This window comes from Geomicrobium sp. JCM 19055 (assembly GCF_000698185.1).
Lineage (GTDB): Bacteria > Bacillota > Bacilli > Bacillales > Marinococcaceae > Geomicrobium_A > Geomicrobium_A sediminis.
Map to the genome: position 1 here is coordinate 153563 of NZ_BAXL01000005.1, position 22540 is coordinate 176102.

22 protein-coding genes and 6 pseudogenes are annotated in these 22540 nt (G+C 42.3%); 6 read left to right on the forward strand and 22 right to left on the reverse strand.

The window, feature by feature from the left end; translation table 11 throughout:
• Positions 1 to 56 precede the first annotated feature (56 nt).
• From JCM19055_RS06270 to JCM19055_RS06285, 4 genes and pseudogenes are all read right to left on the reverse strand, one after another.
• Positions 57 to 332: a hypothetical protein gene (locus tag JCM19055_RS06270; RefSeq protein WP_042359026.1), complete on the reverse strand. Its 276-nt coding sequence runs from the start codon at positions 330 to 332 to the stop codon at positions 57 to 59.
• A gap of 55 nt (positions 333 to 387) precedes the next feature.
• A complete protein-coding gene (locus JCM19055_RS06275) occupies positions 388 to 939 on the reverse strand; it encodes a DUF1572 family protein (protein WP_042359028.1) in 552 nt (183 codons plus the stop codon).
• The gene (locus tag JCM19055_RS06280; protein ID WP_042359029.1) at positions 939 to 1457 is read right to left on the reverse strand and encodes a GrpB family protein; all 519 of its coding nucleotides are present in this window, start codon (positions 1455 to 1457) and stop codon (positions 939 to 941) included. The genes JCM19055_RS06275 and JCM19055_RS06280 overlap by 1 nt, the downstream gene beginning before the upstream one ends.
• Before the next feature lie 11 nt (positions 1458 to 1468).
• Positions 1469 to 2078, reverse strand: a pseudogene (locus JCM19055_RS06285) (FMN-binding negative transcriptional regulator).
• Positions 2079 to 2213: 135 nt separating this feature from the next.
• On the opposite strand from JCM19055_RS06285, the gene JCM19055_RS06290 reads away from it, so the two are divergent.
• Positions 2214 to 3590, forward strand: a complete 1377-nt coding sequence (locus tag JCM19055_RS06290) for a PLP-dependent aminotransferase family protein (RefSeq protein ID WP_265181880.1) — start codon at positions 2214 to 2216, stop codon at positions 3588 to 3590.
• Positions 3591 to 3657: 67 nt separating this feature from the next.
• Here JCM19055_RS06290 and JCM19055_RS06295 read toward each other — a convergent pair.
• The 5 genes and pseudogenes from JCM19055_RS06295 to JCM19055_RS27165 form a co-directional block, all read right to left on the reverse strand.
• Positions 3658 to 5171 (reverse strand): annotated as a pseudogene (locus tag JCM19055_RS06295) (acetyl-CoA hydrolase/transferase family protein).
• A 167-nt stretch (positions 5172 to 5338) separates the two neighbouring features.
• A complete protein-coding gene (locus JCM19055_RS25220) occupies positions 5339 to 5647 on the reverse strand; it encodes a LytTR family DNA-binding domain-containing protein (protein WP_081833488.1) in 309 nt (102 codons plus the stop codon).
• Positions 5610 to 5990, reverse strand: a complete 381-nt coding sequence (locus tag JCM19055_RS23010; RefSeq protein WP_052366005.1) for a hypothetical protein — start codon at positions 5988 to 5990, stop codon at positions 5610 to 5612. Before JCM19055_RS23010 ends, JCM19055_RS25220 begins: the two co-directional genes overlap by 38 nt.
• 74 nt (positions 5991 to 6064) lie before the next feature.
• Positions 6065 to 6268: a hypothetical protein gene (locus JCM19055_RS28755; RefSeq protein WP_042359030.1), complete on the reverse strand. Its 204-nt coding sequence runs from the start codon at positions 6266 to 6268 to the stop codon at positions 6065 to 6067.
• A gap of 17 nt (positions 6269 to 6285) precedes the next feature.
• Positions 6286 to 6453, reverse strand: coding sequence for a hypothetical protein (locus tag JCM19055_RS27165; protein WP_193745333.1), 168 nt, complete (start codon positions 6451 to 6453; stop codon positions 6286 to 6288).
• 116 nt (positions 6454 to 6569) lie between these two features.
• On the opposite strand from JCM19055_RS27165, the gene JCM19055_RS23015 reads away from it, so the two are divergent.
• Positions 6570 to 6968: a LysR family transcriptional regulator gene (locus tag JCM19055_RS23015; protein WP_052366006.1), complete on the forward strand. Its 399-nt coding sequence runs from the start codon at positions 6570 to 6572 to the stop codon at positions 6966 to 6968.
• 2 nt (positions 6969 to 6970) lie between these two features.
• A pseudogene (locus tag JCM19055_RS23020) lies at positions 6971 to 7426 on the forward strand (LysR substrate-binding domain-containing protein); the annotation flags it as partial.
• Between the two features lie 85 nt (positions 7427 to 7511).
• Here JCM19055_RS23020 and htpX read toward each other — a convergent pair.
• Both htpX and JCM19055_RS06320 read right to left on the reverse strand, forming a co-directional pair.
• Positions 7512 to 8412, reverse strand: a pseudogene (gene htpX / locus JCM19055_RS06315) (protease HtpX).
• Positions 8413 to 8481: 69 nt separating this feature from the next.
• On the reverse strand, positions 8482 to 9612 hold the full coding sequence (locus JCM19055_RS06320; protein WP_042359031.1) for a M20 family metallopeptidase: 1131 nt from the start codon (positions 9610 to 9612) through the stop codon (positions 8482 to 8484).
• Between the two features lie 195 nt (positions 9613 to 9807).
• On the opposite strand from JCM19055_RS06320, the gene JCM19055_RS28765 reads away from it, so the two are divergent.
• Together JCM19055_RS28765 and JCM19055_RS28770 are read left to right on the forward strand one after the other, a co-directional pair.
• On the forward strand, positions 9808 to 10413 hold the full coding sequence (locus JCM19055_RS28765) for a hypothetical protein (RefSeq protein ID WP_265181883.1): 606 nt from the start codon (positions 9808 to 9810) through the stop codon (positions 10411 to 10413).
• Complete coding sequence (locus JCM19055_RS28770; RefSeq protein WP_265181884.1) at positions 10376 to 11026, forward strand: ATP-binding protein; 651 nt, start codon at positions 10376 to 10378, stop codon at positions 11024 to 11026. The genes JCM19055_RS28765 and JCM19055_RS28770 overlap by 38 nt, the downstream gene beginning before the upstream one ends.
• Before the next feature lie 249 nt (positions 11027 to 11275).
• Here the strand turns inward: JCM19055_RS28770 and JCM19055_RS06330 are convergent, their stop codons facing one another.
• The 11 genes and pseudogenes from JCM19055_RS06330 to JCM19055_RS28785 form a co-directional block, all read right to left on the reverse strand.
• Positions 11276 to 12532, reverse strand: coding sequence for an OmpA family protein (locus tag JCM19055_RS06330; protein WP_265181885.1), 1257 nt, complete (start codon positions 12530 to 12532; stop codon positions 11276 to 11278).
• A complete protein-coding gene (locus JCM19055_RS06335) occupies positions 12532 to 13092 on the reverse strand; it encodes a hypothetical protein (protein WP_042359033.1) in 561 nt (186 codons plus the stop codon). The genes JCM19055_RS06330 and JCM19055_RS06335 overlap by 1 nt, the downstream gene beginning before the upstream one ends.
• A 258-nt stretch (positions 13093 to 13350) precedes the next feature.
• On the reverse strand, positions 13351 to 15117 hold the full coding sequence (locus JCM19055_RS06340; RefSeq protein WP_052366008.1) for a M4 family metallopeptidase: 1767 nt from the start codon (positions 15115 to 15117) through the stop codon (positions 13351 to 13353).
• 137 nt (positions 15118 to 15254) lie between these two features.
• A pseudogene (locus JCM19055_RS06345) lies at positions 15255 to 16777 on the reverse strand (BCCT family transporter).
• 78 nt (positions 16778 to 16855) lie between these two features.
• Positions 16856 to 17494, reverse strand: coding sequence for an MOSC domain-containing protein (locus JCM19055_RS06350; RefSeq protein WP_042359035.1), 639 nt, complete (start codon positions 17492 to 17494; stop codon positions 16856 to 16858).
• A gap of 87 nt (positions 17495 to 17581) precedes the next feature.
• A complete protein-coding gene (gene abc-f, locus JCM19055_RS06355; RefSeq protein WP_370543019.1) occupies positions 17582 to 18790 on the reverse strand; it encodes a ribosomal protection-like ABC-F family protein in 1209 nt (402 codons plus the stop codon).
• Between the two features lie 25 nt (positions 18791 to 18815).
• On the reverse strand, positions 18816 to 19031 hold the full coding sequence (locus JCM19055_RS31395; RefSeq protein ID WP_370543020.1) for an ATP-binding cassette domain-containing protein: 216 nt from the start codon (positions 19029 to 19031) through the stop codon (positions 18816 to 18818).
• A gap of 186 nt (positions 19032 to 19217) precedes the next feature.
• Positions 19218 to 20234, reverse strand: a complete 1017-nt coding sequence (locus JCM19055_RS06360; protein ID WP_081833491.1) for a pseudouridine-5'-phosphate glycosidase — start codon at positions 20232 to 20234, stop codon at positions 19218 to 19220.
• Between the two features lie 15 nt (positions 20235 to 20249).
• On the reverse strand, positions 20250 to 20504 hold the full coding sequence (locus JCM19055_RS28775) for a carbohydrate kinase family protein (RefSeq protein ID WP_265181886.1): 255 nt from the start codon (positions 20502 to 20504) through the stop codon (positions 20250 to 20252).
• Positions 20488 to 21180, reverse strand: coding sequence for a carbohydrate kinase family protein (locus JCM19055_RS28780; RefSeq protein ID WP_265181887.1), 693 nt, complete (start codon positions 21178 to 21180; stop codon positions 20488 to 20490). The genes JCM19055_RS28775 and JCM19055_RS28780 overlap by 17 nt, the downstream gene beginning before the upstream one ends.
• The gene (locus tag JCM19055_RS28785; protein WP_370543021.1) at positions 21113 to 21355 is read right to left on the reverse strand and encodes a winged helix-turn-helix transcriptional regulator; all 243 of its coding nucleotides are present in this window, start codon (positions 21353 to 21355) and stop codon (positions 21113 to 21115) included. The genes JCM19055_RS28780 and JCM19055_RS28785 overlap by 68 nt, the downstream gene beginning before the upstream one ends.
• 113 nt (positions 21356 to 21468) lie before the next feature.
• Here JCM19055_RS28785 and JCM19055_RS06370 point away from each other — a divergent pair.
• A pseudogene (locus JCM19055_RS06370) lies at positions 21469 to 22540 on the forward strand (collagen-like protein); the annotation flags it as partial.

Below are 22540 nucleotides of genomic sequence, written 5' to 3' on the forward strand. Positions count from 1 at the left end.
GCAATACATCCGTCATATACTTTAAGCATTTACTTGAAAGTTTTGTATCCGGTTCCCTACGTTCTTACACGATCGATAATTTCTAAAACTACGCCTCCCAACATACAGACACTACCAAGTGCAAATAACACGATTGATCCAGTCATCAAATTCCCAAATTGATTCCATGTCGAATCGATGATTTGCTGTGCTCCGACTGCATCAACAGAATTACTAATGAAAATTGCATTAATTAAAATAAGACCGATGTGTAAAACAATTGAAGCGAGCAGTACGATTGATCCTCCAATAAAGAACTGAATGGCTAACCACCTCGTTTTAAGGACGTACATTCCTACCTTCCTTTACCCAATTTTTGCTAATTTAAAAAAAGATAGCTACAATGAGCTACCTTTTTCTTTTTGATCCATGCTTATTTTGCATTTCTTCTAAGTAATTAATTGACTGACCCTTCGGTATACTTAAACTGTCCCATTGCTCACGTTTGATCATTTTTCCTATGTAAACGATTTGTCCGACATGGTAAGAATAGTGGGCCACTTGGCGTTCAATTGCTTCCATTACGAGGTGTTCTTCGCATCGAATTGTTACGCTTTGCTCGACATTTTCTGGTTGAAGCTCCTCAAGTGTTTGAAATAACACACGCCAGCCTCTTTCCCACCGCTCTAGTAATGAAGTTTTTGTCTCGCGCTTCCTTTCGAATTCCTCGTCTCGGTTTCGCGTTTGTTTTTCACCATCGGTCGTTAGAAAATCCGTCCATCTCGACAACATGTTTCCGCTCATATGTTGTACAATCGTTGCCATACTATTTGAGTTTTTATCCATTGACCAATGTAAATCTTCCTCTGTACATTGGTCAAACGTTCTATCACCGAGCTCCTTCACACTTTGGAACCTCTCTTTAACTATGCGTAAATAGATCGTTGCAACATCTTCCATTACAAACTCTCCTCATAAGCTATTTTAGCCATAATCTCTTGAATAAATGGTTCCTTGGCATTTGTATAAGACACAACATCATTACGATAACGCTCAGCTAATGAACGTTTTAACGTTTCGTACGCTTTTCTCTCTTCTTTATGAGCGATCAGGTAATCTCTGAATTGTTGCCTAGCAACCCATTCAGTACCGTTGTATGTGTAAACATGAAGATGGTGTGTGCCTTTACGCCATTCTCCTTTTCTAAAGAAACGACGGTCTGGAAACTCTTGATGATAAACGTGTGTATAGCCGATTGCAGCAAGCGGCTCATTCATTTTATGAACTTTCTCTAGATCGTCGACACCAATCATCATATCAATGATTGGCTTAGCTCCAAGACCTGGAATTGCTGTACTGCCGATATGTTCAATCGCTTTAAAGTGTCCTTTTATGTTTTGTTCAATTTTTATTTTTTCAACGATATACTCATGTGCCCATGCTTTATGGTTCTTCTCAATTGTTATCGCTCTTCCCATAAATGACTCCTTTAAAGATCGTTATGCTGACGCATGTACGTGGCAATTTGTCGTTCATCATCACTCGGTTGTTTTTCTAACTGATCAATAACAAGGCGCTTTCGCTCTTCAGGATGATTTTGCGATAGCTTTGCCTTACCAACAAGCTGATCAATCTTTATTTGAAAACCTACAACGCCTTTGGACATGTTATTCAAAAACTCGGGATCTTGTTTTTCATACAAATAAGGACTCTCTTTGTCTTCATAATTCGCAACAAGTTCTGCAAGTGATTGATGCAACATTTCGTCAGAAACAAATTCAACCGTTCCTGTCACATGTGCCGCCATATAATTCCACGTTGGAACGGCTTGACCGGTTTCATACCATGTGGGAGAAATGTAACAGTGGGGACCTTGAAAAATTGCTAATACTCGCTGCCCTTCTAACCCTTGCCACTGCGGGTTTTTTTCGTGCAAAATGACCGATTAAATACTGTTGATCATCTGACAAAGATAGCGGTAAATGTGTCGCAAACGGTACTTCATCATTTGTTGAAACGAGCGTTGCAAAGCTATGTTTAGTGATGAGTTCATACACGTCTTCTCGGTCGGCCATTTGAAAATGTTTCGGTACATACATAACAACGTTCTCCCTTCACACTGTTCTCAATTGATCGTTTTTTTTCTGTAAGCTTAGTGTACAAAAGCTTTGCACCTGTTGAAAGACCCAACCTTCATCTTTTTAAAGGTGCCACACGAGAAATGGGGAACAATCATGATTGAATTTACACCGAATGTCCAAAAGGGAAGTGATCCCCTCTACATCCAGCTGTATAAAAGCATTCGCTTAGAAATCCAAAAAGGTCACTTACCTGCCCATACGAAATTACCGTCACAACGCCAACTCGCAAAGCATTTAAATGTGAGTCGCAATACCGTCGACATTGCCTATCAACAATTGAGTGCTGAAGGCTATGTCAAAGGCGTTGAACGAAAAGGATTATTTGTCGTTCCATTAAATCAAGATTTGTTTTTTCCCGAACCAAAGCAAGGCCTCTTCCGAACCGAGGAAACATCGGCTCCCGTAACTCCGACTCGTTTTAACTTTCGATACGGAGAAGTTGACCTTGAACATTTCCCTTATAAACAGTGGCGCAAGTATACGCTAGAGAGCATTCATCGTGAAAATCGAGATCTTTTTCTCTATGGTTATCACCAAGGAGAACTTGGCTTACGTAAAGAAATTGCTCATTATATTTATCAATCTCGAGGCGTGCGGTGTCTCCCCGAACAGATTGTTGTGGGCGCAGGAACCCAATATCTGGTTGATTTGCTATGTAAACTAATTGGCACTAAGGTTTCTTATGCGATGGAAGAACCCGGATATAATCGAATTCGCGAAACGTTTCAACATGCCGGAGTCTCCTTATCTCCTGTTCCCCTTGACGACCAAGGGATTCGGGTGGACAAGTTGTATGAATCCAATGCAAACGTCGTCTATGTGACACCATCCCATCAATTTCCTACTGGCTTGTTAATGCCGTTATCTCGAAGGAATGAATTGTTAGAATGGGCGAAGAATGTAGACGGATATATCATTGAAGATGATTATGATGGTGAATTCCGCTACGTTGGGCTGCCGATCCCTGCGCTGCAAGGTATTGACCATCATGAACATGTCATCTACCTTGGAACGTTTGCTAAATCATTGACACCCGCTGCTCGAATTTCGTATGCTGTCTTGCCACAAAGATTGCTCAGTCATTATTCAGAGAACTTTACTCATTTACAACAAACCGTCTCTAGGTTCCATCAATACACGCTCGAACGCTTTATGGAAAGTGGCGATTGGTGGCGCCATCTAAATCGTACGAAAACACGCTACAAATCAAGGCAACAGACATTACTTCGCGCACTTAAAACGCACATGCCAGATCTTAACGTTTCCGGTAATGATTCGGGGCTTCATGTGATCGTGGAGCCAAATCTCCCGCTAAGTGAAGAAGAGTTGATTCGTCGAGCAGAGACACTCGGGGTAGCAGTGTACCCAACTTCAATTTATTATGCGAATGAAAAGCCAGCTACTCACAAGTATTGCTCGGATTTGCTGGCTTATCGGAAGAAACAATTGAAGAAGGCATTCAATCGCTAAAAAAAAGCTTGGTATCAATCGTAAATTAGAAAAAGCTCGAAGGCTAGATTGCCTTCGAGCTTTTTTATTAATTCATAACAAGTTCTCGTTCACGCATCGTTCCGTGTTCGTCAAAGTTCTTATACCAAGCAAACGCTTCTTGAAGGAGATGTGGGGTATGACCACCAACTTGTTCAACCGCTCGGTCAAAGTAACTGAGCAACTGCTCTTTATACAATGGATCGGCACAGTTTGTAATAATCTCCTTTGCACGTTCTTTCGGCGCTAGTCCACGAAGATCTGCTAGTCCATGTTCAGTGATCAGTACATCCACATCATGTTCCGTATGGTCCACATGGGAAACAAACGGTACGATGCTAGAGATGTCACCGTTTTTCGCAATCGATTTTGTAACAAAGATCCCGAGTCTAGCGTTTCGAGCAAAGTCACCTGAACCACCAATACCGTTCATCATTTTCGTACCTTGAACGTGAGTGGAATTCACGTTGCCGTAAATATCAGCTTCCACTGCCGTATTAATTGAGATCAACCTAAGCGACGGATCACTTCTGGGTGATTCGATAGCTCTTGCGCTCTTAGAACGAGGCGATCTTTGTAATCGTCAAGACGTGGGAACACATCGTTCATTTTATCTTCGGATAGTGTAATTGAACAGCCCGAAGCCATTTTTACTTTTCCTGCATCTAAAAGATCAAACACGGAATCTTGAAGAACCTCTGAGTAAACCTCAAGGTCTGTAAATCGTGAATTCTTTAAACCGCTAAATACAGCGTTCGCTACAGTCCCGATTCCAGATTGAAGGGGAGCTAGCGTCTTCGGTAATCTGCCTTCATCGTTTTCTTTTTCAAGGAATGCGATGAGATGGTTGGCAATCTTCTCTGTATCTTCATCCGGTGGTGTAACCGTTGACGGTGAGTCTTCTTGGTTTGTGAAGACGATCCCTCGGATCTTATCTGGGTCTACAGCAATTCCTGTCTCACCAATGCGATCAGACGAATCCGTTAGTGGGATTGGCACACGGGACCCTTGCTCACCGAGTTCATAAATGTCATGCATCCCTTCCAAAGCAGCTGGTTGAGCCGTATTAATTTCAACAATCACTTCTTTGGCATGGTTCACAAACGCTGCAGAGTTACCGACGGATGTTGTTGGGATAATCCGGTTATCTTCTGTAATCGCAATCGCTTCGATGATCGCAAAGTCAATCTCCCCAAACACCTCTTGTCTCAACGCTTCAGCAGTATGCGATAAGTGTTGATCAATAAACCACATTTGTCCTGTGTTAATCTTGTTTCGCATCGTTTTATCGACTTGGAATGGTAGTCGCTTGTTTACGAGATCAACTTCTGCCATTTTCTTATCGATGTCAGAGCCGAGTGATGCACCTGTGAAAACATTCACTTTCATCGATTCAGCTTTCGCACGTTCTACAAGTGCGGTTGGTACAGCTTTTGCGTCTCCTGCACGAGTAAAACCACTAAGACCAAGTGTCATTCCGTCTTTAATCCAACTTGCTGCGATTTGATCTGTGACGATTTTCTCCGATAAATGGGGGTTTCGCAGTTTGTCTTGTGTGTTCATAATAAGACCCTCATTTCTTTTTCTATTTAGTGTATCAATGCCTGTTATGCTGAACATTCAATTCTGTATGAAAGGGCTTAGATGTTGGATGAGCCAGCAAATTTACGACATGAATCAGCGTTCAGGGCAGCCTAAAAAACACAAGCGAGAGCTTGCTTTCATTTTTTTTAGAAGGCAAGCATCTCTCGAAAGTGACTTGCGTACGACTGACTGACTGGAACGACAGTATCGTCATTCATGATTAGCGTAAATGTTGAATGTGACTCGGGTTGAATTTCTTTGATTTGAAGGATATTAATGAGGTAGGACCGATGACAACGGTAAAACGTATCGTGCGGGAGTATTGCTTCTAATTGTGATAAATTGAATTTATTCGTACCAACACGTGACCTTGTGTGTACCCAAGTTCTACGACTGTTTGCTTCTATGACAGTAATGTCATCGTGCGGAACTGGATACCAACAATTTTGATTCATCACGGTTAAAAAAATTAGACTGATAATGTGACTGGACCGACTCTGATATAAGAGTGATGCATCCAATGAGGCGATGATCGGAGAATAGAGGCGTTGAGATTCCGTAATACGGAACACCTAATACTTGTGCTGAAACATATTCAGCCGTTTTCTTTTTGATCGTTAACGCTTTATGGGTAACGGTGTCTTCTTTAATAAGATCACCGGGCTCAATCTTTAAATCAATGGTCTTGCTCGGTCGATAATACATATATTTATCGCCATCGGTTATGGCTATTGATACGTGATCTGGGAGTATTGCTTGAAATCCTTCAATCATATCAGTAACAGACATGACATTCATCATAAGCCTCCTAGTATATTGATAAAATATATACTAGGTTTATTCTAACAAAAGTGTATCATTAATGCTAAGGATTAGACGAGGTGTAATTTGCGTAGAGATGTGATGGTTTGTTGAAGTTCTTCAAGGGCGTCAATTGTTTTTTGATCTTCGTTCATTTTTTTAAGGTTCTCTCGATCATTTTCAATTAGCTGAAGAAGTTCTTTCAAACTTTTGCTCTGCGTTGTTTCATTCAGATAGCTTTTCAGAAGTTCAATTCTGTCTTCCACACCATCCATAAGTTTAATTTGTTGCTTTATTTCAGACCAACGATCCAACAAATTGGACGTATCATGCTAATGTCATTTACGTTCATCATAAGCATCGGTTCGTTGTTTTCATACCGTTTCAAATTGTCTTCAATGAACTGATAGTATTTAGCGTTATGGCTTTCTCTCATACCTAACTCTTGAATTAACCACATGGGTTTATCATAGCTCCTTTTGTTTTTGCTCTACTTATAGTATAGATGAGGACATCCATCATTAAAAATAATTAAAAGTGAATAACATCGATCATTTTAAATGATAGGAGATTATTATGGAGCTAAAGGACTTGCGGATTTTTGTGACGCTTGCGTACGAAGAAAACACAACAAAAACAGCAGAAGTGCTAAATTACGTCCAATCCAACATTACCGCTCGAATTAAAAAGCTTGAAGAAGAATTCCAGACACCATTGTTTTACCGACATTCAAAAGGAATGACATTAACACCTAAAGGAAGGCAGTTACTTGATTATGCCGAACAGATTTTTCATCTCATCGATGAGACTCGTCATGCATTGATGGACGATGAATTGCCGTTCGGTCATTTACGAATTGGCACGAATGAAACGACAGCATCGAGTAAATTGCCACAATTACTTGCTTCATATAGCAAAAAAAATACCCGGATGTTGAACTTTCCCTTCGTGTTGAGCGAACGGCGTTCTTATTAGAAGACTTGTTCAATTATCAACTAGATGGTGCATTCATGGTCGGCCCAATCGAACACCCCGACCTCGTCAGTACGCCAGTGTTTACTGAAAAGCTTGTCTTGTTCTCAAGTGAGCCGATTCAAGTACACGATGTTCGTGATAAAACCTTGTTAACCCGCCCGAACGACCTGTATCGCGAACGTCTCGAGAGTTGGTTAGAAGACGAAGGGATCTATCCAAAACGCATCATGGAGTTTAACACAATGGAATCCATATTGAACTGTGTAAACGCGGGGCTTGGCTTTTCCATTGCTCCGATTTCTCTTGTTGATTCCCACAAATTCGATCGCCCTGTCTCCATCTATGGCATTCCAGAATCACATGCCAACGTCCAAATGATCTTTGTACATCGTAAAGAACAACATTTGGATAGCGCCTTACAAAAGTTCGTTACTCTCACTAAACGTGAAGTGGATTAAGGATTAGAATATAATCACAATCATTTTCCTTACACAAACAAAAAGCGCCCTTTAAGGTCTAGAAAACCTTAAAGGGCGTCGTTCATTATTTACGTTCTAAGCTTTCGATGCGGTCACTTAAATCAGGGTGTGTTGAGAAGAGGCGCATCATACCGCCACCACCGCTGATTTTCATCGTTTGGACTGCTGAGTCGTCACGATGATCATTGACTGTTGCGCGATCTACGTAATTCTGTAAAGAACGTAGCGCGTGTATCATCTTGTCTTTGCCTGCAAGATCGGCTCCACCGTTGTCCGCATGTACTCACGGTGTCTTGAATAGGCATTGAGACAAGGCTTCCTAAGATCGAGAAGAGAATCTGTAAGACAAAGATCAGAATAAAATTCACGATGCCTGCCATTTCTTCACGTACAAAACGTGATACAACAAATGCTACAACGCGTGCTGCAAAAATAACAATTGCGTTCACAATTCCTTGCAAGAGCGTCATCGTTACCATATCACCATTATCAATGTGAGCAACTTCATGAGCAATTACGCCTTCAACCGCGTCATCGTCCATGGCTTCAAGAAGTCCTGACGATACTGCTACGAGTGAGCGCTTTTTGGATGGTCCTGTTGCAAAAGCATTCACTTCTTTTGAATGATAAATTCCGACTTCTGGCATGTGCGCAAGTCCAGCAGCACGTGATAGTCGGTGCACTTTCTCAACAATATGGCGTTCATATTGATTTAAGTTGTCATTTGGATCAAGTACACGTACTTTCATCATTTTCTTTGCGACCCAACGTGACATGGCTAGTGAAATAAAGGATCCACCAAACCCAAAAAGTAAACTAAATACGAGTAAACTTGATAACACGAGTTGGCCGTCTGCATACATACCGCCCACTGGTGTAAATGTTGTGATTAACGTCCAAACGATAAAGATTGTCGTCATCACAAGAATATTCGTTAATATAAATAGAAACGCTCGTTTCCCCATTCCCCCACCTCCAAGAACATATACGCTTTAAATTCTACCACGTTCTACGTTGCGAATGGTACCTTCGTTTCATGTTTTCATGAACTCTTCTAGTACGTTCACACAATCTTCAATTTGTTGAACCTCTACATATTCATTGATACGATGTGCTTGTTCTAAGTTTGCAGGACCAAAAACGAATAAATCCCGTTTGCCTGTTTTCAAAGCGATCATCGAGGCATCTGTGTACGCAGGGAAGCCGGTATGAATAGCCGCTTCTTTCAATGTCGTTTCATAAGTACTTTCCAATCGCTTGAGCAGATCTGATTCTAAGTTCGAATCAATTGGTGGCCTCGGGTACCCGTAATGATTCACGCGATAGCTTGCTCCCTCAAATTTACGGCAAGCGGTTTGTAGTGAACGGTCAACGAGTTCATCTGCTTCTTCTTGCGTCATTGGTGCGACTAAACGAAAATCAAGTTCCATTCGGACAGACCCCGCCACCATATTCGTCTTTTCTCCACCATGAATTGTTCCTACAGAGAGCGTTGGTTTTCCAAAACGTTGATGATCGTATGGAAGATCAGCAACATTTGCCTTTAGCTGAATAATGCTTTCTGCAGCCACATGTCCAGCATCAATACCAACAACAGCATGACCTCCGTGGGCGCTTTTCCCAGTAATAATAATTTCATACCAAATCGTTCCCTTATGAGCAACAGCAATGGTATTGCTTGTCGGTTCGGTCACGAGTAGTTCTGCATTCTCTGGAATGAGCTTTTCTTCCACCAACGCTACAGCGCCTTTCATAAATGGTCCCTCTTCATCAACCGTGATCGCTAAATACAAATCTCGTTTCGGTTGCGATTGTTCGACGACGTTTTTAAAAGCAACGAGTGCGGAAGCTAGTCCACTCTTCATATCACACGCACCACGTCCATACAATCTGCCTTCACGAATTTCTGCTCCAAATGGTTGTTGTGACCATGTACCTTCTACTGGCACGGTATCCATATGAGCGAGAATGACGAGTGGACGTAAAGAAGCATCAGAGCCTTTACACGTTGCAATAACGTTCCACCGTTGATCCTCTACAGGTTGTACTTGTACCGTTATCCCACTTAAGTCTTTCAAGTAATGTTCCACATATAGTGCACACTCACGCTCACTACCGGTAGGATTCTCAGACGGAATTCTAACGAGTGATTGGGTTACTTTCACCGCTTCATGAATAGACCTACTCCCCCTCTATGTCGCAGATTTATATCCCTTTACATTATAACAAATATTCTGTTTTATTATCTTTCTATTAAGGACCTAGACTTTTTTTGACTTTTCTATATAAGATAAATAAGCTTTATAACCATGGTTTACGGAAGGAAAATAAAGAAAAAGATGAAAACCATTTATCCCTATGTGAATGAACATAATACAGAAGTGAGTGGTTATGCTCCTCTTGCCAAATTATTATCAACCATTACAGACACGTTAGAAGAAACGTTTGGTACGAGCTACTCAGCGTTTCAAGTTGATGAACATATTTTTGATTTATGGACAATCTTTGAAGAAGATGTCAAAAGTGAAAGCCATGAACTCACACATGTTGCGCAAATCTTTGAACACCTTGGTGAGTATACGTTTGAGTATGAAGAAGGTGCGCAAATCCCTAAGTACCGGGTACACCGCGCCTATGCGAATCAAGTGTTTGCCTATCATCATGACGGTGTAGCGTTTGCTCAAATACCGATTTTCAGTGAAGCTTCTGTTTTTTATATGCATGCGGTTTTTGCGAGTAACCAAGAGGCCATGTCTGCATTTTTAACTACCGTACGCGAAAGAATGTGGAACAAAAGTAAAAATGAAATCCTCTTACTAAAAGATAGCGATGAAGGTCTATCACAAGAATATCAAGCCATCTCAAAAGATGTAACACGAGACGAAGTAATTTTGGAAGACTTCATTAAACGAGAAATCTATCGTTCTCTTGATCAGTTCTTCCAAGCAGATCGATCATTTTTTTGAAACGTACAACGTTCCTTATAAACGAGGCATTTTGCTTTATGGACCACCAGGAAACGGAAAAACCACACTCGTGAAATCGATTGCCAATAGTGTCGATGCGCCTGTTGCCTACTGGCAAATTACCGAGTTCACTTCAAGTGATTCGATCCAAGAAGTGTTCGAAACTGCACAGAAACTGGCTCCGATGATTCTCGTTATTGAAGACATCGACTCCCTACCAGACCATACACGTTCTTACTTTCTCAATACACTAGACGGGGCTACATCAAAAGAAGGAATCTTCCTGATCGGGACGACAAACTATCCTGAGAAAATCGACCCTGGTCTCGTCAACCGTGCTGGTCGTTTTGATCGCGGTTATGAGATTACTGCTCCTCCAACTGCGTTACGTAAGCAATACATTCAACAGCTCGGATTCCCGATGTTAGACAAAAGCATCGACGTCGATCACATTACTTTATTAACCGACGGTTTCTCATTTGCACAGATCAAAGAACTATTCATGAGTTCCGCCATTGAATGGCATAACGAAGGAACACTAAACATTACGCAAACGATCGACACGATCAAAAAAAGAGAAACGAAAAAGCGAACGTGGCGAATGGTGGGATGATTCCGAACGTACGCTAGGTTTTTAATCTGATTGGCTATCAAAAGGTGAGTAAGAAAGCCTGGTTCTATGAGCCAGGGCTTTCTTCTATAGCGTATGCTGGGATCTTAACGATCCCTCTTTAATTGTGGGACCAAATCCCAACATGTTACGTCAAAGCAACTTTATTACATGGTTAGTGCGTACTCCATACATTTAGGTTGCTTACCGACCTAAGGATCCTTCAAAATAACTACACCGTTTATAACCGTGCTATAAATCTTCAATCGGGACGTTTGTAATTCTCCACGGGTGCGTATTTTCAATTTGACGGTCGCTAAGTTCATCTTGATAATGCCTTGGTACTGTAACATCTACGGTCACAGTCTCATCATCAATCGCTGGCCAAAGAACTGTTGCGGTATAATGACCGTCTGCTCCGAGGTTTCGTATTTCAAACGTATTACGTTCAGCAAGTGGAATAATAAGATCCATGTCTCCATCTGCATCATCTACCCATTCTTCAGCTGAACTCCCTTGTAATGGTGTAAGGTAAATATCTAAAGGATAGTATCGTTGGTTGTTGTGAATTAGCGTCGGTGCATACGCGGAATATTGACTGAAACCGAGCGTTTCATCATTACTCCAGCCTCTGGCTCCAATGCCTCTTCCAAAACCAAAGGTGAGCGCTGTGTAGTTCGCCCCTACATCTTCTAAACCACTAACCTTAATTCTTCCGACCATTAAATCGTCGATCCGTTGAATGGACTCAATTTCAATTGCTCCATCTCCAGTATGAACTGCGTTTGGATACTCCTCATCTTCTCCTAAAGCTTCTGGTAACTCACCTTCAATTTCGATTTCAATCGTTTCAGTTGGAGGGGTAAAGTGCAACTCGACCCGTCGATTAAGTGCCATTCCCTCTTCAGACTCATTATCTGCAATTGGCTCTCTAAAAGATTCTCCTTCTACAGCCACATCAAAATCCTCTAAACCAATCAACGTTGCTAGCTCGTCACGTACAGATTCTGCGCGCTCTTCTGAAAGCCCTTGATTATACTCTTCTGTTCCATCATTGTCTGTATGCCCGACAATTCTCAGCTCTCCACCTTCTACTTCTTCGAGTTCTGCAGTTACTGCAGCTAACTCTTCATCAGCTTCTTCTAATAGATCTGATGAATCCGTTTCAAATAAGACATCGCTTGAGATCATCAACGTTGAATGTTCATACTCGTCAATACGACTAACCGATGTTTCCACTCCTTCTCGGTAGCTTTCAATCGGCATTTCTCGAACTTGTACGCGGTCTAATTCATCCCCAAACTCATTAAAATGACTCGTTCTTAATTCTCGTTTAATAATATCTTCAACTGACGGTACAACTTGACCGTAGTAATCTTCATGATCTTCATCAATCTCTGCACGTTCATCTTCTGTCATCTGTGATTCAAGTTCTGCAATCGTTAGAACACCCGCATCTTCACGGTCAATCACAGGCACCGTATCGATCACACCAAGTCGTCTGAACATCACATGAACATAATCATTTTCAGGAGCTTTAAACACACTATAATAACGGGCTGGTTCTTGATTTCCACCAACACTCGATTGTGTTCTTCGACTACCTTACCGATAAACGTGTGTAAAGCATCGGTAAGGTCATTTTCTGTTGAGAATGCTCCAGGTCGAGAAACGGCCATCCGTTCAGAGTCAATGAGTTGAATATCTAAACCTTGACGCGAGGCAATTCCTTCTCCGGTACTTAAGCCCTGATCAAATAAATTCGTAAATAAAGTTGTCACATCATCTTCAGTATCCATAGACACTGGTAAGATCGCCAAATCACCATCACGAATAATCGGACCTACCGTTCCAGACACTTCATACGTTTCCTCATCGCCGGAGTGCCATAATTCTTGAGAATATTCAATGGGCTCAGCATTCATCGTTTCACTTGGTTCACTTTGTAATGCTACATCACTTTGATCACTCGATTCAGTTTCATCACTATCTTCTTCCATAGGTTCAGTCGACGTTTCGTCATGTTCAACGTCATCAACATCTGATTCGTTACATGCTGTTAACATCAAGACAGCAATTGCACCAACCGATGTTTTTTTTCATGATTATTCACCCACCTAATTTTAATAATTAAAAAAAATCTTAATAATGAATTAAATAGATGCCAAAATCACCAACACACTCGACTATTTTATAACATAGAAGCCGGAACAATAAAATGAATGATCCAAAATTCACAAACTATTTTGCAATTCACAAACAATTACTCCTTTGCCTTACAACAATAAAAAACAGCTCCCTCATACTGAGGAAGCTGTAGATCAACTTTATTCATAAATTCCTACACCATCAAATGCATCGACCGTGGCTTCTACTTCATCACTGCCTTCACCGTAAATATCGATTGCCGATTGGATAAATGCAAAGCGAGTGTCCGAGAAGTTTGAGATTGGAGTTAAGTATACCGTTAACGCTCGATAAACGATGTTACCAAGTGCCTCTCTTCCCACTTCATCTCCAATTAAATATGCCGCATGGTTAATAATCGATGAGTTTACATGAACCCCTCCGTTATCCACATTCAGTGGCATATCATAAAACTCATCCATATGTGCTGGGAATACACCACTACCGTCCCCGTATTCAACGTAATTTGCATTCACTGGGAACTTCCCTGGTTCTTCAAGACTGCGTAGTGCCGTTCTTCCTTCATTTAACCAAGCTTCGCCAATGATATTATCCCCAATATCCCAACTAGATGTATCAACAAGCACCCCAAAGATGTCAGCAATTGATTCATTCACCGCACCAGACTCAAAGCGGTAAAGCAAACCTGCTGTATTCGTGATCACACCGTGTGTAATTTCATGAGCCGCAACGTCCAATCCCGCTGATAATGGAATAAATTGTTGACCATCACCGTTTCCATAAGCCATTTGACGACCATTCCAAAATGCATTGTTATAATTGTCTCCATAGTTGGCTGATGAAATCAGAGCAGCTCCTTCATCATCTAGAGAATTACGGTCGTGCTCTTCAAGAAAGTACTCATAGACTTTTGTAGAATTGTAATGAGCATCAACGCCTGGTGCATCATATGTCGAGTTAAATCCTGCCGTGTTATTGGTGAACGGATCCCCTGGTAGTCTGAACGTCGAGGATTGGTATTGATTTTTCATGTCGTACGTATAAATTCCATCAAAGTCAGGTCTTGTCCAATCAAATAACTTAAATGTCCCTTGAGGAATATCTGAAATTTTATAGACCAAATTCAAGACTCGGTAGTCCCCGTGAACCCCAAAGCCAGAACCGTGCATCGGGCCAAAATCAGATCGGTCAATATCTTCTGGCAAAGCTTGTACGTTCACTGCCGTTTCAAGCAATGTTGGTGATGGTTGAGCAACGACATCAACTTGTTCCTCATCTAAGCCTGCATCTTCTGCCACATGCCCAATTGTGTTGTAAGCATCTACAACATCACCACTTGCGACATCAACAAAAACGAACCAGTTTCCTGGGTCTTCACCCATAAAGTTGACGTTTACTTTTTGAACTGTGACAGCTTCATCACCCATCGGATAGATGACGAGCTCTGCGCTCGGTTCATACTCCAGATCACTCGGAGCACCAACGTGTTCCTTCGCGATTTCTATAGCTTCACGATCATCAATCGAAATACTCTGAACCGTTTTTACATTGCCATCATGATAGTTTCCATTCACGCTACTAATCGTTCCATTCGCATCGAAATGGACGATCAATTTGTGACCTTCAACAGGGAATCCGTTCATCGTCTGTTGATAAGTAATGTGCGTCATACCATATTCATCCGTCGTTTTATCTACGACCGTTAACTCATCTTTTGGATTTTCGATGCCGAACGTTTCGACATGATCTATAATAAAGCGCTCAGCTAATCGTTCATGATCCGCTCGCGAAGTTCGTGCATGTTGTTGCAATGATTCTTCAGAATCAATATAAAGAATTCGTGACTCTTCATCATTCGCTTCTGGTACTTGCTCCGTTTGTGCATCTGTAAGTGACGGCGCGCTTAAAAATGCAGCTGCTCCTAATAACATATAAAACTTTTTCACTAGACAACCCTCCTATTTTCTTTATCATCTCATTATTCAGTTAATTATGGATGTGCATATGTTCTTGTTTGCCACTACTACTTTCCTCCTGATCATACAAAAGGATGAAAGTACAAAGTATGTACTTTCATCCTTTACTACATTCGTCGATGTTTCTCTTTTAGTAACTTCTTCGCCGTCTGGGGTGCCGTCCAAAGAGTCGTTAGCATTAGAAGTGATACAGGCACTGCTGTAACGACAATAAAGGATTGTAACGCATCAACCGTCCCTTGGCCAATCCACAATAATACAGCCGCTACCGCACCGAAGATAATTGCCCAAAACATGCGTACGCTTCTTGGTGGCGTATGTTGTCCCGTAATAATCATGGAAATGGTATACGCAATCGTATCTGCAGTTGTGGCAACAAACACACACGTTACGATAATAAAAGCAATAGCGAACCAAAACGCAAATGGTAGTTGCTGTACAATCGCAAAAATAGAAGCAGGAAGTCCACCTTCATTTAATACATCACTTACAGAACCAGGATTCTGCGTTTCAAAGTAAAGGCCTGTCCCTCCAACAACGGTAAACCAAAAGTTGGTCACAATCGGCGCTAAAAATGCTACGCTTAGAAAAAGCTCACGAATTGAGCGCCCATCAGAAATTCGACTAATGAATACTGCCATAATCGGACCGTATCCTATAAACCATCCCCAAAAGAAAATCGTCCAGCCTGATAACCAAGCTTCGTCTCCTCGATATAAACTCATTGAGAAGAAATTCTGCAAATAAGACCCGTATGCACTAATAAAATGATCGAAGATAAATCCCGTAGGTCCGAGCAATAGGATAAAGATCGCCAACACAACCGTAAATATGATATTAAATCGACTTAACCATTGAATCCCTTTGTAAATTCCAGTTGCCGCTGAAATTGTCGCAATCCCAACGAGCACGAAAATCATACTAACTTGAACAGCAAACGTGTCTGGTAGCCCAAAGATGGAACTCAATCCATAGCCTGCTTGAAGACCTAAAAAACCGATTGGACCAATTGTACCAGCACACGCCGCAATGATTGAAGTAATGTCGGCAATTGCACCGATGATACTATTCGATTGCATGACCCTCTCGCCCATGATTGGATAAAGTAACGTTCGTGGCTTTAGCGGTAAACCTTTTTCTTTTGCGTACATTAAAACGACGACACCCAATGTCCCAATCATTGACCAAGCAAGAAAACCCCAATGTAAAAACCTTGAGCGAGACCTGCATGCAACGCCGATGCTGAAGCATCATCCGTATCAAATAATGGTGGTGTATCGAGGTAATGATACATCGGTTCTGCCGCTGCCCAAAACACACCGCCACCCGCTAACAACGTCGTCATGACCATTGCAAACCATTTAAACGTTGAAATCTCAGGGAGATCACGATCACCAAGACGAACTTTCCCCAAGTCCATAACACTCATAAAAATTGCAATCAGAAACGTTAGCAACATGAGAATCTGCCAATACGCGCCGAAAAACTCTGAAGACCATGCAAACGTAACGTCAACAAACTGGCTAACCGCCTCTGCATTAATGAGTGCAGCGATCACAAATGCTAAGAGCACGCCCCCACTAATTAAAAAGACAGGCCAGTCTAGCCGTAAATGCTTCACATTTTTCACCTCTTTAGCTTAGCGTACGCAAAAATAGCTAAACTAACCAAGATGGTAAACATTGCAAGCTGTTCTAATTGACGTCGATTACGACTTCTTAAGCAACTTTTTCTCGAAGCGATTCTTCCATTCTTCAGAAAGACTCGGTATAGACTGAATCCTTTCCATTTCTGAGACGTCTTCTCCAAGAAATAGCGTTTGGATCGCGTGTAACACACTTACTTCAGTTCGGTCCCTTTGGAGTAATGTAATCGAGGACTGATCGGTCACCTTCCCTCGTTGTAACACCCTTCCGAAATAACCTGTATAACCCGTTTCTACAAAACGAGTGAGTAACTGTGAAGATGACGTATAGAGATTGATCGTCGCGCACGGAACCCTGCCTTGACTAATTTCAACAACTGCCTCACCAATTTGATAAACATCACCGATGCAAACGTCTGCTTCAAGCATCGTAGAAACCGTAAGGTTCTCACCAAAGGCGGGGAACGGTAATCTCTGACCGTGTTCACGTTCCCACATCGCATAATGTTCATATGGGTAAAAACATACTGCGCGATCTACTCCCCCGTGATTCTTCTTATTTCCAACATCGTCATGTTGAAAACCAGCGTACTCTAACTCCACTTCTTTAATCGGTGTCTTCTTAATTCCCGTTGTTATCGTTTGATCTTGCTTTGACGATAACACTTGCGGTCGTCCAACAGCTAAAGATTGAATGGTCATCCGTCATTCTCCCTTATAAAGGTTTCCTATAGGGTACCATGCCTAAACAGAAGCTGAGCCGCAATCTTCGGTTGCGGCTCAGTTTACTTATTGTTCTTGTAACGTTTGATTTACGATCTTATACTCTACATCACTAACTCTTTGAAGAAACTCCCGATCATGAGACACGAGAAGAATTGTTCCTTCATATGCCTGAATCACACTCTCTAACGCTTCCACACTTTTGATGTCCAAAAAGTTCGTAGGTTCATCAAGAATTAACACATTATAATTCCCAAGAAACAATTGGCTTAGCACAAGCCGTATCGCTTCACCACCGCTTAAATCTTGAACAGATTTCTTTAGATCATTTCCTGAAAATTGCATAGAGGCTAGTACAGCGCGAATCGTCGTCTCTATTTGATCACTTCGTTCTTCCATCCAGTCATATACGGATACATCTTCAGTAAACCGAAAGTCCTTTTGCTTAAACACCCCAAACTGTACTTTTGGTGAGCGTGTCATTCCTTCCTGACCGTTCACAATATAGTCAAGTAGCGTCGACTTCCCACTGCCATTATGACCTGTAAAAGCAATCGTCTTACCTAATGGCAATTGCAAACTAACATTCTCGATGAGCAAACGATCGGCAACTTTAATTGTCGCTCGATCCATCATAATCGGAATACGATTATGAAGCTCTAACGCTTTTGGTTTATGAAAAACAATGGATTGAACAGCGTCTGGAGCGTGGACAGTCTCCATCTGTTCAAGACGTTGTTCCATCGCTTTCGCTGATTTCATGATGCCTTTTTGTGAAGTGCCTTTGTCTTTTGTCATGAACATTCGATTGGCGTTCGGTTGACCTTTACTACCTTTACTTATCTTTTGCGCTTGTTTCTTTTTATCTTCAACCGCTCTGTGAAGCCGATCTCGTTCTTTAACATAGTGATCATGTTCTTCTCGCTGCTTTTGTCGTTCCTCTTCTTTCGTTTCAACGTATTGACTGTAATTCCCGACGTATTCTGTGACCTTTCCATCATCAATTTCCCATATTTTCGTGACGAGTTCGTCTAGTACACGTCGGTCATGACTAATGAGTAGGAGTGTACCATAGTAATATGAAAGCTCCTCCATGACAAAATCGATCCCTGCTTGGTCTAGGTGAGTCGTCGGTTCATCTAGAAGCATTCCTTCATAATACGTTGATAACAGTGCTGCGAGTTTCGTGCGCGTTTCTTCTCCACCGCTCATTTGCTCACCAGTATGAGTCGGCACTGCTAGACGACTTCTTAATTCTCCGTCTAGATGTTGCACGTCTAATGTTGGCGCTGATAATTGTTCATAATACCCAAATTCGACGTGCTTTTTTTACGTGGCCTGTTGAAGGTTTTAAACTGCCTTCAAGTAATCTCAATAATGAACTTTTCCCACTACCATTTTTACCGACAATACCGATTCGGTCCCACTGATGAACTCGTAAACTTTCAATGTCTAACACTTGGCGATCACCAAATGCGAGTGTAACTTGATTTATTTCTAATTGGACTTGTTCCATTTTAATACTTCCTCCCTTAATCTTTGCACCGCTCAGGCAAAGTAAGAGGAGAGTCTGTAGTTTTTTTAACCATAACAAAAAGAAGGGCAGAAAAATCCGCCCTTCTTGTACGTAGAAGATGTTATAAAATGACAGACTTATCCCGTGTACTCTGCCATAAGCAGAGCCTTTGAACGTATGCAATTACTAGTTCAAAGTTGGGAAACGTAGTCTAGGTAAAAACATTCTATAACCATCCTCCTTTTTCATAATTAGGCTTAGTATACGTTGGTGACTGTTTTTTTTGTCAATCGATTCTGCCTGGTGATGAACGGCAAGGCTTGCTGCCACCTTCGCATTATGTTTTACAAGCTCTATATTCGCTTCTAGACTCTTCCCTTCCGTTAACGTCTTCAATCGATCTAAAAGATACGGCGTCACGTTTTTACCTTGAATATGATGAGCTTTTGCTTCCTCTAGCGCTTGCTCGATAATTTGACTAATATAGACTTCTGAAAGGGCCGCGTGTTCCGGGATTGGATTCGCAACAACAACTCCACCGTTTAAGCCAAGCTCCCACTTCGTTTGCATGAACCGAGCAATCTCTTCTGTATGGTCCATGCGGTAATCAACCGAATGTGGACTCGTCCTCGTATAGAATGCTGGCAATTCAGACGTTTCAAAGCCAATGACTGGTACTCCGTTTGTTTCTAAGTATTCACGTGTTAAGCCGAGATCAAGAATGGACTTTGCGCCAGAACAGACAACAGCAACATTCGTTTTGGCTAGTTCTTCAAGGTCAGCTGAAACATCCATCGTGACTTCCGCCCCGCGATGAACACCCCCAATTCCCCCAGTAGCAAACACAGAAATTCCAGCTAAATTTGCACAGATCATCGTTCCTGCTACAGTTGTTGCTCCATGTTTTTTCTTTGCGACGACGTAAGGTAGATCGCGTCTCGTCACTTTCTCGACCTCTTTGCTTTTACCTAAAAATTCAATATCCTCTTTTGATAATCCAACACGAATTTCTCCTGAAATAATTGCAATGGTTGCTGGCACAGCGCCTTCAGCGCGAATAAGTTCTTCTACTTCCAATGCCGTTTCGACATTTTTGGGGTAAGGCATTCCGTGAGAAATAATCGTTGATTCAAGTGCAACAACTGGTTTATGCTGCTCCAATGCTTCCTTTACTTCGGCTGCTATGACAATGGCTGATTTCATAATGTTCCCAACTCCTCAACTAGATCTATTTTTTCTTTTTTTAAGATTCGTAACATTCAATCGAGAAGAAACTGTTTCATACGTTGATAACGTTAGCGCTGAACAATTCATACCAACTTTACAAGCCTCTTCAAGCGTTTGATCTTCATTAAGTGCATAAAGAAATCCTGCTACAAACGCATCTCCTGCGCCTGTTGCATCTGTAACAGGTACCTCGGCTACTTCCAAATGTTTCTTTGTTCCTTGCTTTTGTTTATAAAAAAATTCCATTCTTCCCATCAGTAATGACGACATTTTCCACACCTTTGTTTAAAATTCCATCTGCTAATTGTTCGTAACCATCACCCTTGTGCCCTACCCATTCAACCGCTTCACCATAATTGCATATAAGATACGTCACTCCGTTTAAATCTTCAGGTAATTGCTTGATCTTTGGTGCGGATACCGGAGCAATACATAACGCTACGTGATCTTCTTTACAGCTTCGTATAACTTCCTCAATGACTTCAGTAGAAAAATTTGTATCCAGCAACACGTGTTTTGATGAACGGATGGCACTCCACTTGTCTCGAACAAAGCTCACTTCAACTTCTTCACAAATGTCCATGTCAGCAAATGCAACGATCATATCACCACTGTCGTCCAACACTGCCGTATAACTTCCTGTGTTCTTGCCTGGCAACCTGAGCACGTGACTCGTATCAACATAAGGCGTTGTTTTATCTAAGAGCCAAGTGGCTTCTTGGTCATCACCTACAACGGTTAATAATGTAACAGGAACGCTTAGACGCCCTAATGATTCCGCAATATTTCTTGCCACACCTCCTAAAGCCTGAGTTGTTGATACCGGATTCGATGTATTTTTCTGAAAATTATTCTTAAGAGACGCTTTTCGATCGACATTGGCACCACCAATGCAAGTGATTGATCCTTCTTCTGGGAACATGTATGCTCTTCCAACGATGGTTCCTTTTTTTCATCAATGCAGAAATATAACCTGCAACTGCGGATCGAGAAAGATGCAATTCATTTGCAAGTTCATTTTGGGTAATATACGGATTTCTTTTTATTCTCTCCATAACCATTCGTTCTTTGTCTTTCACTAAGAATCCTCCCTTCATTAAACATTTGTCTACAGAATAAACTTTTGTTTGAAAATTAGCAAGAAAACATTTTCTCTACTCGTTGCATACACCATCTATAACGTTATAAAAAAGAAGGTGCTGACTTGTTTATGAGAAGACATTCCAACCATCATCATTTATATAACCGTTATCGAAGTCACCGAACAAGTGGCATTCCTTTTATTGAAATAAACAACTATATTATCGGATTTCCAACGGCTGGGTCCCTTCCTCCGTGGGACGGCATTACTGGGATTACAAGTATCATAGATCTACTTCCAACTGGGCCTACGGGTGCGACAGGCGTTACTGGTACTACAGGTAGTACTGGAACGACTGGCGCCACTGGCAGTACTGGAGTAATTGGACCAACGGGGGCTTCAGGAAATACGGGGGCTACCGGACCAACGGGGGCTTCTGGCAGTACCGGGAGCACTGGACCTACTGGCGCCACGGGCAGTGCCGGGAGCAACGGATCTACTGGTGCCACGGGAAATACAGGAAGCACCGGTGCTACGGGCAGTACCGGTGCAACCGGACCGACTGGAACAACTGGTGCTATAGGAATCATCGGACCTACTGGCAGTACTGGGAGCACCGGACCTACTGGCAATAGCGGAAGTACTGGACCCACTGGTGCCACAGGCAGTACCGGAATCACAGGATCAACCGGGAGTACCGGTACGACTGGTAGTATCGGACCAACGGGGGCTACTGGCGCCACGGGCAGTGCAGGAATCACAGGATCAACCGGGCCAACGGGGATCACAGGCAGTACCGGGAGTACCGGACTTACTGGAACTACAGGCATTGCTGGGAGCACCGGACCGACTGGAACTACGGGCAGTACCGGGAGCACTGGACCTACTGGTAGCACTGGTCCCACCGGAACTATCGGTGCCACGGGCAGTACAGGAATCGCTGGACCTACTGGTGGCACAGGTGGTACGGGTAGCACCGGTGCCACAGGCATTTCTGGAAGCACCGGATCAACTGGCGTTACAGGCAGTACCGGTGCTACAGGAACGACTGGAGCAACGGGTAGTACCGGAAGTATTGGACCTACTGGAGCCACAGGCAGTACGGGTAACACCGGTACAACTGGCGCCACGGGCAGTACAGGAATCACTGGACCTACTGGGGTTACAGGCAGCACTGGTGCCACCGGAACTATTGGTGCCA